Consider the following 14,905-nt stretch of genomic DNA (forward strand, 5'->3'; position numbering starts at 1 on the left):
TTTCTTACTGTTCTGACTTAGAGTGAAACCACGATGTCCACCACGAGCTCAACTCCGCCCACTCCCTCGAAGTCCGTCACGGCGAGGGCGTTGAGTGTGCTTGGCGCTTTTAGTGCAGTGACGCCCAGGCTGAACCTGAGTCAGATCTCCCGAGCAACGGGTTTACCCGTGGCAACAGTTTTCCGTTTGGCGGGTGAGCTCGAAGACGGTGGCTTCCTGCAGCGTGACGGTTCTAACTTTTACAGCTTGGGTATCAAGCTGTGGGAGATGGGTTTACTCACTCCTGTGCACGGTCGTCTGCGCGAAATAGCAATGCCGTTCCTTCTGAACCTGCAGTACCGAACCAGAGAAACGGTGCAGCTTGCCGTGCTGGATGGTTTAGACGCTGTCTATGTGGAGAAGCTCACGAGCGAAGTTAGTGTTCCCATTCAAAGCAGGATTGGCTCGCGTATTCCTCTGCATGCCACCGCTGTGGGACAAGTTCTTTTGGCATATTCAGATTCAGGTCTCATCGATCAGGTCGTAGATTCACCCTTGACCAAATACACCGAGGAGACCATCACCTCGAAGCGGACACTTCTTCGTGAGCTTTCCAACGTTCGTGACCGCGGTTATGCCTACTCGGCAAGTGAATATCTCCCGGGAGCTGTTGCAATCGCGGCACCGGTCTTTGTCGGCGGCAAGATTGAAGCCGCCTGCGGTGTCGTCAACTACGACAACCGAGCAGATATCGAGGAGTGCTACTCCTCTCTTCAGGAAGCGTGCACGGGTTTTGCTGCGCGTTTAGAAGAACTCAAGAAGTCAGGCCAGAGCTACTAACGCTCTGGAGTTACTGGAAGGAACGTCAATGACGACAACACTGGGAACTGAACTTCGCCCTGCCCTGCCCCGTGATCTGTGGAACACCACTGAGATGGGTCGTTTCCTTGAACAGGTCGAGGCTCAACATGGCGTTCACTTCGACACCTACGACCAGGCATGGGCTTGGTCTGTGGCGAACCTTGAAGACTTCTGGCAGTCCATCTGGGACCACTTCGAGATTATTTCCCACGCTCCGCACACGGCAGTGTTGGGCAAGAAGACAATGCCGGGAGCCGAATGGTTCCCTGGTGCTCGGCTGAACTTTGCCGAGCACATCCACCGCGCACTGGTGCAGCACGCAGACGCCCCCATCTTGATCAACCGCAGCCAAACGACGGGCTCTTCCGAGTGGACGGGCCAACGTCTACTGGATGAGATTGCTGCGCAGCGAACTGGTTTGATCGCACAAGGAATCGGCGAAGGTGACCGCGTCGTGGGCTATTTGCCCAATATTCCCCAGACAGTGGCACTGTATTTCGCAACAGCATCTCTGGGAGCTATCTGGTGTTCTGTTCCCCCTGAGATGGGGCCACAGAGCGTGCTCGACCGTATTGAGCAGCTCGAACCCAGCCTGCTTATAGCCATTGATGGGTATAAGTGGGGCGCAAAGGAGGTTTCTCGCACAGAGGAGCTCTCACGTATTCGCACCGCCCTTCCCGCGATGAAGGTCGTACTGCTGCCATATCTGGATCAGGATTGTGAGATTCCTGCAGGCGTCACCTCCTATGCAGAGTTCACGTCGAAAACGTCCGCGCTCGAGTTCGCTGCTGTTGCATTTGATCACCCTCTCGTGATCCTCTTCTCCTCTGGCACCACCGGTAAGCCCAAAGCGATCGTGCACTGCCACGGAGGACTACTTCTGGAGCACTACAAAGACATTGCTCTCCAGTTCGATATTTCTAACCGTGACCGCACGTTCTGGTATTCCACCACTGGCTGGATGGTGTGGACACTCAGCGTCTCCTCCCTTCTCGTGGGTGCCGCGATGGTGATCATGGATGGCGATCCTGGCTGGCCGGCTCTTGATGGGGAATGGTCACAGTGGGCCGTGCTCGCAGAAACCAAGTCCACCTACCTCACCACTGGTTCTGCCTACCTGGCTGTGTGTGCGCACTCAGGTCTAACTCCCGGTAAGACATGGGACCTTTCTCGCCTTCGTGAGATTCAATGTTCTGGTTCGCCTCTGGCAGCAGATGTTGCCGGCTGGGTCTATGCCGAGGTGAAATCTGACCTCGAACTCGCCCCGGCTTCTGGCGGCACAGATATCTGCAGTGGATTTGTGTGTGGTTCGCCCCTTTCTCCCGTCAATGCAGGCGAAATGGCCGTGCGCCCTCTGGGCGCAGCGGTCTATAGCTGGGGACCTGACGGTCAAGAAGTATCTGGCGAACCCGGTGAACTTGTTTGTGTGGCACCGCTGCCGTCGATGCCTGCCTTCTTCTGGGGAGATAAAGACTTTGAGCGATATTCCGCCAGCTACTTCGATACCTGGCCTGGAGTGTGGCGTCACGGCGACTGGTTAATCCACACTGAGCGCAACACCTGGGCGATTACAGGCCGCAGTGATGCCACCCTCAATCGTGGTGGTGTTCGTTTGGGAACAGCTGAGTTCTATGCGATTCTCGATCCGAGACCTGAGCTTAAAGACACTCTCGTGCTCCACTTCGAAGATCCAGATGGTGGCATGGGCGTCCTTGCACTTTTAGCCGTTGCTGCAGGAGACCTGGACACCTCCGCGGCCGAGAAGGAACTTAAGGCCTTCATCCGCACTGAGCTCTCTCCACGTCACGTTCCCGATGTCATCGTGTGGGTTCCCAGCGTTCCTCGAACAGCCACGGGCAAGCGTCTCGAAATTCCTCTGAAACGCCTTGTTCAGGGCATCGACACCGGCAACACCATTGATCGAGGTGTCCTGGTTCACCCTGAGGATCTCGATGGCATTGTTGCCGCACTCAAAGACGTAGTGAAGTAGTTCCGCTCTGGCTAAGGTGAAGCTATGACTGTTCCTGCCCTCTTTACTGTTTCCGAGAAGCCTGTTGCCGAGCTCACCGGCGCAGACAATGTTTTGTTCCTCGGCAACGCCCTCGGCACAGACACCCACCTCTGGGATTTAGCGCTGCCCACACTGGCAGCGAAGTACTCCGTGGTGCGCTTCGATATGCCAGGACACGGACAGTCTCCAGTTCCTTCCGATTCCTACACGCTTGAAGAGATCGCAGATGCACTTGTTGCCAAGGCAGATGAGCTTGGGGTGGAGAAGTTTGACTATGCGGGCGTCTCGGTTTCCGGGGCAATCGCACTCGAATTGGCACACAAATACCCCGAGCGCATCAAGCACTCGATTGTGGTGTGTTCTGCTGCCTATATGGGTGGACCAGAAGGCTGGGCAGAGCGAATTGCTCAGGTGAGCAACTCAGGAACCGCTTCACTGGTTCCGATGCTTCCACCTCGCTGGTTCTCAGATGACTTCATCGCTAAGTCGCCAGAGGCAGTGAAGAAGGTTCTGAACATGGTGGTCGCCACAGATGACGCCAGCTATATCAAGACCTGTGAAGCACTCGGAAACTTCGATGCTCGCCCTTTCTTGACAGGCATTTCCGTGCCCGTGTTAGCTATCTCCGGTGAGATTGACCCGGGCGCACCCGTCTCAGCAGGAGCTTTCATTGCTGAACAAGTTCCCGGTGCGAGTTTGGTTGTGATTCCGGGCGCATCTCACATCGCTGTCGTGGAATCTCCCCTGGAAATGGCGAAGAACATTACTGACTTCCTCTCGAAGTAGGGTTGAGGAATGGTTTCCGCAGAAATTTCCCGCTCCTGGATGCTCGTCAACGGTTCACATTCCGAAGAGTTCGATGCAGCAGCTGCCACCAAGGCAGATCAGATCGTCCTCGACATCGAAGATGCCGTTGACCCCTCGCAGAAGGCTGCTTCTCGCGATGAGGTTGCAAAGTGGTTGGAAACCAATGAAGCGTGGGTTCGCATCAACGATCGCTCCTCCGACTTCTGGTCAGATGACATTGACCAGCTGCGTGATATCCCAGGTCTTCTCGGTGTGATGCTCGCTAAGACCGAAGACGGCTCACACGTCACAGAAACCTTTGACCGCTTAGGTGGCAAGACTCGCGTGCTTGCACTCGTGGAGTCGGCTCTGGGTATTGAGGAAGCAAGAGAGATTGCCTGCGCTCGCGGCGCATTCCGCCTCGCTTTCGGCAGCGGCGACTACCGCCGCGACACTGGCACCAGCGTGGAAGATATCGCCATGGCATACCCACGCTCACGCCTCGTTGTTGCAAGCCGTATTGGAAACCTGCCCGGGCCAATTGACGGACCAACTGTGGGAACTAGCTACGGCATCCTGCGTGAGAAGTCTGAGCACGCTGTCGCACTTGGCATGACGGGCAAGCTCTGCTTGAACCACGACCAGATCCCCGTCATCAACGAAGCCATTAGCCCCACACAGTCTGATGTTGCCTGGGCGCGGACCTTCTTGGCTGACTTCGAAGCACGCGGACGCGTGGTTCGTGACGGAAGTGACCTGCCTCGTTTGGGCCGTGCAGAGAAAATCGAGAAGTTGGCTGTTGCCTTCGGCATCAACCCTTCCTAGTTAGTTCTTCTGGCTCTTCTTGGAGCTGAGTTTCACGTAGAGGCCCAGAAGCCTGGGGACGATGACGTAAACCGCAAGGGGAACCACAATCAAGGTCAAGATCAGTGCTTTGAGGATCGGGTGCATGTCTCCCAAAGCTGGCATGAGGAACGTCAGCCCCAGTGCCACCAGGGGAAAGATTGTCAGCCACGTAATGAACGCACGAACGTGGACGGAAACTTGCTGGGGAGGGTGAGCCATTTCTCTAGGCTAGCTCTTATATTTCTCACAGCTGACGCATAGGTTCTCTGGATACCGTGGAAACACAACATCCCCTTATTGGAGAACATGATGGCTAAGTCCACCCCCACTACTTTTGATCCAGCTGAAGAGCCCGCAGCATCGAAGGCAGCAGCTGCAAAAGCAGCAGCGCCCAAGACTGAAGCACCCACCGTTACTGAAGTAGCTCACACCACTTACCCAGGTCAGACCCTCGGTATCGTTGCGCTCGTCTTCTCATTCTTCTTCCAAGTCCCTGCACTTGCCATGGGTATTGTCGCGTGGGTTTGGTCCCACAAATCAGGTAAGAATAACCTTCCTGCCAAGATCTCTGTTTATGTCAGCGGTGCGCTGATCATCATTGGCACTTTCTTCTTCGCCATCTGGATTGCCCTCGTGGGCAGCCTTGCTGGTGGCTTCGACCGCGGTCATGACGGTGGCTTCGAAGGTGGCCCAATGCCAGTTGAAATCATGCCCGGCCAGGACGGAATGTTGATGCCCGGTGACATGGACGACATGATGCGTGACCTCGAGCACAACATGGAAGACATGCAGGGCGGCAAGATGATGCCGACTCCTTCTGATCTGCCGTCTGATGCAACAGTGACCAACTAGTTCTCCTCAAAGACGAAGTGACCCTGGCCCCAAGGCCGGGGTCACTTTCGTTAACAAGAAAGAGTTACCGCCTACCCTAGAGATATGACTCACCACACGCATAAGCCGTTGATGGCTGCGTGGGTGGCGATTGCTTTAGCTGTTCTTGCCGGGGTTCTCCGCACGAGTCAAGCGCGTATCAACGGGGCTTTTGCACAAGAAATCCAAGATGCGTTTCTCTCTGGCGTGATTAGCTTCGGCTCAGGCTTCTTGATTTTGCTCGTCATCATTTCTTTCAACAAAAAGGGCCAACAAGGCTGGCGCCAACTCATTACCGCTCTTCGTGCCGGCGGAATCACCCCGTGGTTCACTCTGGCTGGCAGCGCAGGTGCCGCCTATGTGCTGTCTCAGACTTTGGTCGTCGGGATTACAGGTGTTGCGCTCTATACCGTTGCCTTTGTTGCTGGCTTGTCTATGGGCGGATTGTTCTTGGACGTGTGGGGGATTGGGCCGGCAGGGAAGAAACCACTGAGTATCAATCGTGTGGGTGGTGCTGTTCTCGGCATTGGCGCTGTTGCGCTGTCATTAGTTGGCCACTCCACCGCTGCAGAATCATTACTTCCCTTGCTACTTCCGCTTGTGTGTGGAGTTCTCGTGGCCTGGCAAGACGCAGCAAACGGTCGAATGACGGTTATTGCGGGCACACCCCTGACCTCCACCTTCCTCAACTTCATGGTGGGAACCGGTGTGCTGTTGATCGCCACAGCTTTCAATTCTTTCTCTGCTGGACTGCCTGCGGCTTTGCCTTCTCAGCCTTACTTCTATCTCGGTGGGGCTATTGGTGTGGTCTTCATCGGAATCACCGCTGTCGTGGTTCGGGAAATTGGTGTCCTGTTGATGGGCCTAGGTTCCATTGCGGGCCAGCTCTTCATGGCGTTGATCTTGGACTACTTCTTCCCCAGCGCCCAGGTCACCGGCGTGATGATCTTGATCGGCGCCAGCCTGGCCTTTGTGGCGGCAGCGTGGGCGGCCTGGCCGAAGAAGAAACCGCATGCTCATGCGGCAGTGCCACCCGTGGGCAACTGAACTAGCCAAACATCCAGAGGATAATGAAGACATGAGCTATGAATACGGTCTCGACGTCGAGAACCTCGTTGCCCTCGATATGCACGTCCACATCGAGGTTGACTCGCACGGTCACACGTCTCTCCCGCAGAAGCTCATCGAAGCAGCAACGGCCTACTTCCGCTCCGAGCCAGCACGTCCCACGCTGGACGAGGTCGCTGACTACTACCGAGAACGCAAGATGGCCGCTGTTGTCTTTACGGTGGATGCACAGACTGCTTTGGGTCACAACCCCATTGACAGCTTCGAAATCGCAGCAGGCGCAGCCAAGAACAATGACGTGCTCATTCCCTTTGGTTCAGTAGACCCTCTCCAGCCAAATAAGGCCGTGGAAACCGCTAAGAAGCTCATTGGTGACGCAGGGGTCAAGGGCTTCAAGTTCCACCCCACTGTGCAGAACTTTGCGCCCAATGACGAGTCTGTCTTTCCGATCTATGAAGTACTCCAAGAAGCAGGAGTCCCTGCTCTCTTTCACACCGGCCAGACAGGTATCGGAGCCGGAACCCCAGGTGGTTCAGGCATGGTTATTGGGCTGTCTAACCCCCTACTGCTCGATGAAGTTGCCGCAAAGTTTCCTGAACTCCAGATCATCATGGCTCACCCTTCCGTGCCGTGGCAGGACGAAGCAATTGCCGTTGCCACTCACAAGGCCAACACCTGGATAGACCTTTCTGGATGGTCACCCAAGTACTTCCCCGAGGCTCTCGTTCGTCAGGCAAACTCGTTGCTCCGGAACAAGGTTCTCTTCGGATCTGACTACCCTCTGCTCACCCCAGATCGCTGGATGAGTGATTTTGAGAATGCGCCATTCAAGGATGAAGTTCGTCCCTTGATTATGCGTGAAAATGCCCTGCGTTTATTGGGCTTGAGCTAAAACTCTTAAACAGTTCGAGGCCCCCAACCTGCTGGTGTGGGGGCCTCGAAGTTTATAGCTGTTCTTTAGCGCCAGTCGTCTGCGCTGTAGTCCCAACCCACATAGCCTTCGGCAATGTAGGTCTGGCCTGCCTCAGACTCAGTGAACGAGTAAAGGTCAGCAACCTGACGCTTCTTGTCGAACTCGGTAGCATCGGGTGCGATGTGAAGCATGGTGGTCATCATGTAGGAGTAGTTGGTGGCCTTCCAGATGCGCTTGAGAGCGTCTTCCTGGTAGGTGTCCAAGAACTTCTCGGAACCAGAGCGGTAGTACTCGCGCAGTGCGCGGTTGAGCCACAGAACATCGCTAAATGCGAGGTTGAGGCCCTTAGCTCCGGTGGGGGGAACAGTGTGTGCTGCGTCGCCCATGAGGAAGACTTTGTTCTTGCGCAGGCTGTCGTGGACGTAGCTGCGGAACTTGAGAACGTCCTTACGGAAGATGGGGCCGCGCTTGAGCTCAGCGTTGGAAACGCCTGCCTGGAGCTTGTCCCAGATCTGCTCGTCAGTAACAGCGTTGACATCCATGTTGGGATCGCACTGGAAGTACATGCGCTGGATGTTCTCATCACGGGTGGAGATGAGCACGAAGCCTTCTTCAGAGCGGCTGTAAATGAGTTCTTCGGAGCTTGGTGGTGCTTCCACGAGGATGCCGTACCAACCGAAGGGGTATTCACGGGCCATACCGCTGAAGCGGTCACCGGTGACGTATTCACGAGCAATGCTCATTGAACCGTCAGCACCAATAACGAAGTCTGCGGAGATTTCGAATGCTTCGCCGTTCACTGTTTTGCCCACGATCATGGGGCCATTGGGTCCATCCACGACCTTGTCAGCGAGGTGCTCGAACAAGGGAGTCACACCAGCAGCAACACGTGCCTTGATCTGGTCCTTCAGCACTTCGTGCTGGGGGTAGAGGTAGACACCCTTACCGGTGAGCTTGGGGAAGTCGAAGCGGTGTGCGTGACCATCAAAGTGGAACTCAACGCCGTCGTGACGCATGGTCTCGACATAGTCGCGAGAAACAACGCCGGTTTCGACCAACACCTCAACTGCGGGGGATTCCAGGATGCCGGCCTTGACGGTTCCTTCGATGTCTTCGCGGCTGCGGCCGTCGATCACGACAGAGTCGATGCCTGCGCGCTGGAGGAGGTGAGCGAGCTGCAAGCCTGCGGGGCCTGCGCCCAAAATGCCGACCTGAGTGCGGATTGTTGTGGTCATCATTGAACCTTTTCGATAGCGGTGAACGTCTAGGTCTATTCAGGCTTATGCGGAAGGCGCCAACAAGACTAAAGTTTCATGGGATGGAAGTTTCTGATTGGAGCAACTCATGAGCCCTGCACGAGTCGAAAGTGGTGCCCCCACGGCGCTGCTGGAGCGCGCCATGGAGATCCTCAGTTGCTTTGATCCCAAGCACAGTGCCTTGACGCTGACTCAAATCGCTGAGCTGACCAAGCTTCCTATGTCTACCTGCCACCGCATTGTCGGAACTCTTGAAGCTGGTGGGTTCTTGAGTAAGGGAAGTGACCGCAAGTTTCGGGTTGGCACCAAGCTCTGGACCATCGCGCAACACGCTCCCTTGAGTGAGCGCCTGCGCGAAAGCGCACTTCCTACTCTGGCTCGTCTCTATGAAGAGACTGGGGAGAACGTCACTCTGGCCGTGCTTGACCGCGGACAGGCACTTTATGTTGACCGCCTGGTGGGGGAGAGAAGCATCCCCACCATCAGCCGTGCTGGTGGCCACCTTCCTCTCCACACCACAGGTGTGGGAAAGGTGTTGTTGGCGTATCAATCAGAGAAAGCCATCGAGCAATACTTGGCCCAACCTCTCCCCAAGCCAACGCCTCAATCGATTACTCAACCTGATGCACTCCGTAGGGATCTAGCGGATGTGCGAAAGAACGGTTATTCCATTACTCGCCAAGAGATGACACGGGGAAGCGGTTCTATTGCGGTTCCCATCATGCGCAACGGGCGTTGTGTGGCAGCTGTAGGCGTGATTGTGCACTTGAACAGGCTTGATACCAACCGCTTGGTATCGACGCTGACAGATGCTGCAGCCTCGATTGCGGCCGAACTCGACGGTCACTAGTACCTCCGGAGTTCCATGTGGATAGTGCTCTATCTATGATTGTGTATAACTGATAGCATTTGCTATATGTCTACCGTTTCAACTGTCGAACAGCTGCAGGCTGAAGCCCGCGCTGCTGACCTGCTCTATGCCAGGTCGAGGAAGATCTTGGTGGATGCGGTTCGGGCGGGAATCAAGGCGGGCCTGAGTCAGCGAGACATTGCTACTGCTGTGGGCAGAAGTCAACCGGAGGTTTCGAGACTGGTTCGTTTCCATGGGCAAACGCCTTTGGGAAAGAAACTTCGCCAGCACCGCAGTGAGGTCATCAAGATTGCGAAGTCTCATGGGGCTCGGGACCTCAAAGTCTTCGGAAGTGTTGTGACTGGCAAGGAGCATGAAGGCTCAGATATTGACCTGTTAGTAACTTTCGATAAGGGTGTCACCCTTATGGGTATCGTTCGCCTGGAATTCGCACTCGGCGAATTGTTAGGAGTCGAAGTAGATGTTGTTGGAGAGAAAAGCCTCAGACCTTTTCTTCGTGATCGTGTGCTGGGGGAAGCGGTCCCTCTGTGAGTAGGACCGATGAGGAACTAGTCCTGGACGCATTGAATCATTTAGATATGTTGAAGTACCACCTGGCACAGGGGCCTTTTGAAGATCCGACCATATCTGATGCTGTGAATATGAGACTTGCTGCTGCGTTAGAGACAATTTCTCACACAAGCACTGTGCTTCGAGAAACATATTTCAGTGATGATTGGCGCCATATGAAATCAATGAGAAACAGAATTTCTCATGGGTATTCACTGCTCGATTTAGAACTCGTCCAAGGCACGATTGAATTAGATGTGCCGCACTTCGAGCTCCAACTCCGTAAGGCACTGGCCGAAATTTCAACCTAGGCTGGAATGGTGACCGAGAAGAGCGTTCCGACCCGCACCGTGACTGGTCGCGCGCTCGCTGTGTTGGACACATTCGATGTGAAGCATCGCAGACAGTCACTTGCCTCCATCTCGCGTCGTGCTGATCTCCCTCTGACCACCGTTCACCGTTTGGTGCACGAGTTGGAGAAGCAGAACGCTCTAGTTCGCGGCTCTGATGGGGACTATGAAATCGGCAGCAAGATTTGGCGCCTGGGCCTGTTGGCATCAGTTCACTCTGACCTCCGTGAAGTCGCGCTGCCCTATATGGAAGACGTCTACCAACTCCACAACGATGCCGTCCAGATTGCCGTGCTGGATGGGTTGCGCTGTTTGATTGTGGAGCGCATTGCGGGCTCTAGAACCCTAGAAGTCATGAGTAAGCCGGGTTCTAGGCTTGCTCTTCACGCCACAGGAGTGGGAAAAGTGTTGCTGGCGCATGGTGACGCGGAACTGCAGAAAGCAGTTCTGAATTCTCTTGATCGTTTCACCGACCAGACCATTACAGACCCAGGGGTTCTCGAAACTCAGTTGAAGACCATCAAGGTTCAGGGCTTTGCCAAGACCCAGGAAGAGCTCGCGGAAGGTGCGGTTTCCATTGCTGTGCCCTTGCGAGGCAAGGGCGGCAATGTCATCGCCGCACTGGGTATTGTGGCGCCCAGCGATGGTCGTGACCTGGGCAAGTTGGTGCCCGTCATGCAGGTCACGGGAGCGGCATTGTCCAAGAAGCTGGTTGAAGCCGGCCTGGGTGACGCTGCTCGCCTACAGGCGAGCACCTAAGCACCCGGATATTGCCCTTCCACTATCCGGAAGGCTCCTTGGTTTTCTCCTCTGAAATGCAGTTGTCTAGGAACAGGCATATTTGCGCAATTTCGAAGGAGAATCATGGCACGCGTCGTTCGAGGAACACCACGAACCCCACTTGAGATTGTGGACGGCCTTGCCGCTCTCGGATCTGCCACCGTGCACGAGGCTCAGGGCCGTATCGGTCTACTGAACCGTCGTCTTCGCCCTATCTTCCCCGCCATGATTGCGGGTAACGCTCTCACCTGTGAAGTTGCTCCTGGCGACAACTGGATGATCCACGTTGCTGTTGAACAAGCACAGCCTGGTGACATCCTCATCGTCACCCCCACCAGCCCCTGCGACGACGGTTACCTCGGTGACCTGCTCGCAGAAAGCTTGATGGCTCACGGTGTTCGTGGTCTAGTTATCGACGCTGGTGTTCGCGACGTCGCGACGTTGACCGAGATGGGATTCCCCGTCTGGTCAAAGACCATTAGCTCGCAGGGCACCGTCAAGGAAACCATTGCAAACGTGCAGACACCGATTCTGATGGCAGACCAGCTGGTTCGCCCCGGCGACGTGATTGTTGCTGACATTGATGGTGTGTGCTTGGTCAAGCGCGAAGACGCCGAAAAGGTTCTCAAGGCTGCTCAGGAGCGCGAAGCCATGGAAGCGGGCAAGCGCACACGCCTGGCAACTGGAGAACTCGGTCTCGACATTTACAACATGCGTGACAAGCTTTCTGTAAAGGGTCTCGTCTACGAGGACTACGCGGGTGAATAACTCTCAAGTAGCAGTTCCTTGCTCCGTTATGCGCGGAGGAACTTCGAAGGGGCTGTATTTTCTGGCAAGCGACTTGCCAGCAGATCGTGCTGCCCGGGACACTTTCTTGCTCGCAGCGATGGGTTCCCCTGATGTGCGCGAGATCGACGGCATGGGTGGCGGCCACCCGCTGACCTCCAAGGTTGCCGTGGTGAGCAAGTCAGAATGCGACGGCATCGACGTGGACTATCTATTCCTCCAGGTCTGGCCAGATCGTGCTGAAGTCAGCGACCAGCAGAACTGCGGCAACATCTTGGCCGGTGTGGGTCCCTTTGCCATTGAAAAGGGGCTTGTTCCCGCGGCAGACGGCGTGACCCCGGTCGCCATTTACATGGAGAACACCGACTCCAAGGCAACGGCGTTCGTGGAGACTCCTGGCGGAGTCGTCAACTACGCCGGTACTGCCCGCATTGACGGTGTTCCCGGAACCCACGCACCCATCAACATCAACTTCGAAGACGTTGCGGGATCCAGCTGTGGCGCACTGCTTCCCACCGGCAATGTCGTGGACGAAGTTCTGGGTGTGCAAGTGACCTGCATCGATAACGGCATGCCTGTTGTCTGCCTGAATGCCTCTGACTTGGGCATCACCGGTTACGAGACTCCTGCCGAGCTCGAAGCGAATGCGGAGCTCAAGGCTCGCGTGGAAGAGATTCGTTTGGCTGTAGGGCCACTGATGAACCTCGGGGATGTCACCAACAAGACCGTGCCCAAGATGAGCCTGCTGGCTCCAGCTCGAGACGGTGGCCTTCTCTCTACTCGCACCTTCATTCCTCACCGCGTGCACGAAAGCATCGGTGTTCTGGGTGCTGTCTCCGTTGCCACCGCTTGCATGCTGGAGGGCAGCGTTGCTGCCCAAATTGCTGGTCTGGATGCTGTGGGGTCCAGCCTCGAGGTTGAAGTGGAACACCCCACCGGGTTCTTCACTGTCCAGATGGAAGTCGATAACTCCTCTGGATCACCTGTAGTCACGAAGTCTGCGCTGTTGCGCACCGCCCGCATGCTTATGTCGGGTTCTATTTATGTCCTCGAATCTGCTTGGGAGAACAACGCATGATCATCGATATTCACGGCCACTACACAACGGCTCCCGAGCTTCACAACCAGTGGCGCATTGACCAGCTTGCAGCCTATGCAGCAGGTCAGCCCAGCCCTGAATACCCCGAAATCTCGGATGAGATCATTCGCGAGACCATTGAGCAGAACCAGCTCAAGCTCATCAAGGAGCGCGGCTCGGACCTCACTATCTTTTCCCCTCGTGCTTCTGCGATGGGTCACCACGAAGGAGACCAGCGCATCAGCCTCGAATGGACTGTGGCATGTAACAACTTGATCAAACGCGTCGTTGACCTGTTCCCCGAAGACTTCATTGGAGTTGCTCAGCTGCCCCAATCTCCCGGTGCTGACCTAACGGAAACCATCAAGGAAATGGAGCGTTGCGTCAATGAGCTCGGTTTCATTGGTGTGAACCTGAACCCTGATCCTTCTGGTGGCCAGTGGCAGACAGTTCCTTTGACTGACAAGTTCTGGTACCCGCTCTACGAGAAGATGGTCGAACTCGACGTTCCCGCCATGATTCACGTGTCTGCATCTTGCAACCACAACTTCCACGCCACCGGTGCTCACTACATGAACGCAGACACCACAGCGTTCATGCAGCTGCTTCAGGGCAACCTTTTCGGCGACTTCCCCACACTGCGATTTATCATTCCTCACGGTGGTGGAGCTGTTCCTTACCACTGGGGTCGTTACCGCGGACTGGCAGACATGCTCAAGCAGCCCAGCGTGGACACTCACCTCATGAACAACGTGTTCTTCGACACCTGCGTCTATCACCAGCCCGGTATTGACCTGTTGGTTGATGTCATTGACAACAAGAACGTACTTTTTGGTTCAGAAATGATCGGTGCTGTCCGCGGCATCGACCCTCAGACTGGCCAGTACTTCGATGACACCAAGCGTTACATCGACGCCGCGAAGATCTCGGAAGAAGAACGCACCAACATCTTCTCCAAGAACGCGCGCACCGTCTTTCCTCGCCTGGACGCCAAGCTGACGGAGCGTGGACTGTGAGCGCATTTGTGAAGGATGCCGACTGGCTCGACTGGCACCCCAACCCCAGCAAGCCAAAGTTCCATGTGCCAGCTGGTGCCGTAGATGCGCACTGTCACGTCTTTGGTCCTGGGGACACCTTCCCGTTCGCTCCAGAGCGCAAATACACTCCCTGCGATGCCAGCTGGGAACAGCTCTTTGCACTTCGTGACTTTCTCGGCTTTGAAAAGAACGTTGTTGTGCAGGCAACCTGCCACGGTTCGGATAACTCAGCTCTGCTCGATGTTCTCGAGCGAGCCAATGGCAAGGCTCGCGGTGTTGTCACCGTGAAGCCTGACGTCACAGCTGAAGAACTGCAGCGTATGCATGACTTGGGTGTGCGCGGAGTGCGCTTCAACTACGTCAAGCGCCTGGTTGATCCCAAACCTGATGACTACTACCGCGAGATCATTGAGAAGATCCGTCCTCTGGGATGGCACGTGGTGCTCTACTTCGAGCCTGCTGATCTGGGGGAGAAGATGGACTTCTTCAACTCGTTGAATATTCCTCTCGTGATTGACCACATGGGGCGTCCCGATGTGACTAAGCCCGTGGACAACGAAGAATTCGAGATGTTCCTGAACTTCATGCGTGGAAACACCGACGTCTGGTGCAAGGTCAGCTGCCCTGACCGTTTGACCAAGAGCGGTTCTCCTGAATACCTGGACGTGGTGCCCTTCGCCAAAAAGATCGTCGAAGAATTCCCTGACCGTGTTCTCTGGGGTACAGACTGGCCACACCCCAACATGAAGACGGAGATGCCGGACGACGGCATTCTGGTTGACTACGTTCCTTCCATTGCAGTCACCCCTGAACTGCAGACCAAATTACTTGTTACCAACCCCAACAACCTCTACTGGAGCTAAT

17 protein-coding genes are annotated in these 14,905 nt (G+C 55.5%); 15 read left to right on the forward strand and 2 right to left on the reverse strand.

Features of this window, described 5'->3' with window-relative positions; translation table 11 throughout:
- Positions 1 to 33: 33 nt before the first annotated feature.
- The 4 genes from M2118_RS01075 to M2118_RS01090 are packed head-to-tail and all read left to right on the forward strand — an operon-like array spanning position 34 to position 4,462.
- Positions 34 to 819, forward strand: a complete 786-nt coding sequence (locus M2118_RS01075) for an IclR family transcriptional regulator (protein ID WP_280794113.1) — start codon at positions 34 to 36, stop codon at positions 817 to 819.
- 28 nt (positions 820 to 847) lie between these two features.
- Positions 848 to 2,830 (forward strand): acetoacetate--CoA ligase, encoded by a 1,983-nt coding sequence (locus M2118_RS01080; protein WP_280794114.1) that lies wholly within the window; start codon positions 848 to 850, stop codon positions 2,828 to 2,830.
- A gap of 24 nt (positions 2,831 to 2,854) precedes the next feature.
- On the forward strand, positions 2,855 to 3,637 hold the full coding sequence (locus tag M2118_RS01085; protein WP_280794115.1) for an alpha/beta fold hydrolase: 783 nt from the start codon (positions 2,855 to 2,857) through the stop codon (positions 3,635 to 3,637).
- Positions 3,638 to 3,646: 9 nt separating this feature from the next.
- The gene (locus M2118_RS01090; protein WP_280794116.1) at positions 3,647 to 4,462 is read left to right on the forward strand and encodes an HpcH/HpaI aldolase/citrate lyase family protein; all 816 of its coding nucleotides are present in this window, start codon (positions 3,647 to 3,649) and stop codon (positions 4,460 to 4,462) included.
- Here M2118_RS01090 and M2118_RS01095 read toward each other — a convergent pair whose 3' ends face one another.
- Positions 4,463 to 4,702 (reverse strand): hypothetical protein, encoded by a 240-nt coding sequence (locus M2118_RS01095; protein WP_280794117.1) that lies wholly within the window; start codon positions 4,700 to 4,702, stop codon positions 4,463 to 4,465.
- Positions 4,703 to 4,792: 90 nt separating this feature from the next.
- Between M2118_RS01095 and M2118_RS01100 the strand changes: the two genes are divergently transcribed.
- The 3 genes from M2118_RS01100 to M2118_RS01110 all read left to right on the forward strand — a co-directional run bounded on the left by M2118_RS01100 (position 4,793) and on the right by M2118_RS01110 (position 7,313).
- Complete coding sequence (locus tag M2118_RS01100) at positions 4,793 to 5,335, forward strand: hypothetical protein (RefSeq protein ID WP_280794118.1); 543 nt, start codon at positions 4,793 to 4,795, stop codon at positions 5,333 to 5,335.
- Positions 5,336 to 5,419: 84 nt separating this feature from the next.
- Positions 5,420 to 6,400, forward strand: a complete 981-nt coding sequence (locus M2118_RS01105; protein ID WP_280794119.1) for a DMT family transporter — start codon at positions 5,420 to 5,422, stop codon at positions 6,398 to 6,400.
- A gap of 31 nt (positions 6,401 to 6,431) precedes the next feature.
- Positions 6,432 to 7,313: an amidohydrolase family protein gene (locus M2118_RS01110; RefSeq protein ID WP_280794120.1), complete on the forward strand. Its 882-nt coding sequence runs from the start codon at positions 6,432 to 6,434 to the stop codon at positions 7,311 to 7,313.
- A 65-nt stretch (positions 7,314 to 7,378) separates the two neighbouring features.
- Here M2118_RS01110 and M2118_RS01115 read toward each other — a convergent pair whose 3' ends face one another.
- A complete protein-coding gene (locus M2118_RS01115) occupies positions 7,379 to 8,572 on the reverse strand; it encodes a 4-hydroxybenzoate 3-monooxygenase (protein WP_280794121.1) in 1,194 nt (397 codons plus the stop codon).
- Positions 8,573 to 8,678: 106 nt separating this feature from the next.
- On the opposite strand from M2118_RS01115, the gene M2118_RS01120 reads away from it, so the two are divergent.
- From M2118_RS01120 to M2118_RS01155, 8 genes are all read left to right on the forward strand, one after another.
- A complete protein-coding gene (locus M2118_RS01120) occupies positions 8,679 to 9,440 on the forward strand; it encodes an IclR family transcriptional regulator (protein WP_280794122.1) in 762 nt (253 codons plus the stop codon).
- 66 nt (positions 9,441 to 9,506) lie between these two features.
- On the forward strand, positions 9,507 to 9,992 hold the full coding sequence (locus M2118_RS01125) for a nucleotidyltransferase family protein (RefSeq protein ID WP_280794123.1): 486 nt from the start codon (positions 9,507 to 9,509) through the stop codon (positions 9,990 to 9,992).
- Positions 9,993 to 10,039: 47 nt separating this feature from the next.
- Positions 10,040 to 10,321: a HepT-like ribonuclease domain-containing protein gene (locus tag M2118_RS01130; protein ID WP_280794124.1), complete on the forward strand. Its 282-nt coding sequence runs from the start codon at positions 10,040 to 10,042 to the stop codon at positions 10,319 to 10,321.
- Between the two features lie 9 nt (positions 10,322 to 10,330).
- Complete coding sequence (locus tag M2118_RS01135; RefSeq protein ID WP_280794125.1) at positions 10,331 to 11,119, forward strand: IclR family transcriptional regulator; 789 nt, start codon at positions 10,331 to 10,333, stop codon at positions 11,117 to 11,119.
- 105 nt (positions 11,120 to 11,224) lie between these two features.
- A complete protein-coding gene (locus tag M2118_RS01140; RefSeq protein WP_280794126.1) occupies positions 11,225 to 11,908 on the forward strand; it encodes a 4-carboxy-4-hydroxy-2-oxoadipate aldolase/oxaloacetate decarboxylase in 684 nt (227 codons plus the stop codon).
- The gene (locus M2118_RS01145; protein WP_280794127.1) at positions 11,901 to 13,004 is read left to right on the forward strand and encodes a 4-oxalomesaconate tautomerase; all 1,104 of its coding nucleotides are present in this window, start codon (positions 11,901 to 11,903) and stop codon (positions 13,002 to 13,004) included. The genes M2118_RS01140 and M2118_RS01145 overlap by 8 nt, the downstream gene beginning before the upstream one ends.
- The gene (locus tag M2118_RS01150; RefSeq protein ID WP_280794128.1) at positions 13,001 to 14,020 is read left to right on the forward strand and encodes an amidohydrolase family protein; all 1,020 of its coding nucleotides are present in this window, start codon (positions 13,001 to 13,003) and stop codon (positions 14,018 to 14,020) included. Before M2118_RS01145 ends, M2118_RS01150 begins: the two co-directional genes overlap by 4 nt.
- Positions 14,017 to 14,904, forward strand: a complete 888-nt coding sequence (locus M2118_RS01155) for an amidohydrolase family protein (protein WP_280794129.1) — start codon at positions 14,017 to 14,019, stop codon at positions 14,902 to 14,904. Before M2118_RS01150 ends, M2118_RS01155 begins: the two co-directional genes overlap by 4 nt.
- Position 14,905: the final 1 nt, after the last annotated feature.

Origin of the sequence: Aurantimicrobium minutum (genome assembly GCF_029892845.1) — a bacterium.
In the GTDB taxonomy this organism is placed as follows: Bacteria; Actinomycetota; Actinomycetes; order Actinomycetales; family Microbacteriaceae; genus Aurantimicrobium; species Aurantimicrobium minutum_B.